The following is a 279-nucleotide window of genomic DNA, read 5'->3' as shown; positions in this document are numbered from 1 at the left end:
GCCATAGGCCGCCGCCGGTACCTCATGCACGAGGGCATAGCTTTCCTCATGCACGCCGCCGAGCAGCCGGCCGAAAGCCTCGAAGATCGCCTTGAGATAGGCTTCCAGTTCGAGCTTGGTGTTGGTGCCGTCGACGACCTTGATGTCCAGCCTGAATGTGTTGGTGCCGTGCGCGGCCAGTGACTTGCCGCCGGCGAACCAGTGCTGTGGGTCGATGTAGTTGACCGCGACCGCGGTGATTGTCGGGTCCTTGCGCATCAGCTTCGCGGTGATGTCCGT

The 279-nt window shown here is 62.7% G+C and carries 1 protein-coding gene; it reads right to left on the bottom strand.

Annotation, left to right across the window (positions count from 1 at the left end):
- Window positions 1–279: tautomerase family protein (locus tag EN786_RS37495; RefSeq protein ID WP_135910252.1), on the bottom strand; the 279-nt coding region annotated here is incomplete at both ends.

It is taken from the genome of Mesorhizobium sp. M4B.F.Ca.ET.143.01.1.1, from assembly GCF_004792275.1.
In the GTDB taxonomy this organism is placed as follows: domain Bacteria; phylum Pseudomonadota; class Alphaproteobacteria; order Rhizobiales; family Rhizobiaceae; genus Mesorhizobium; species Mesorhizobium abyssinicae.
Note: the sequence above shows the minus strand (reverse complement) of the source record. Positions and strands in the feature narration are given on the sequence as shown.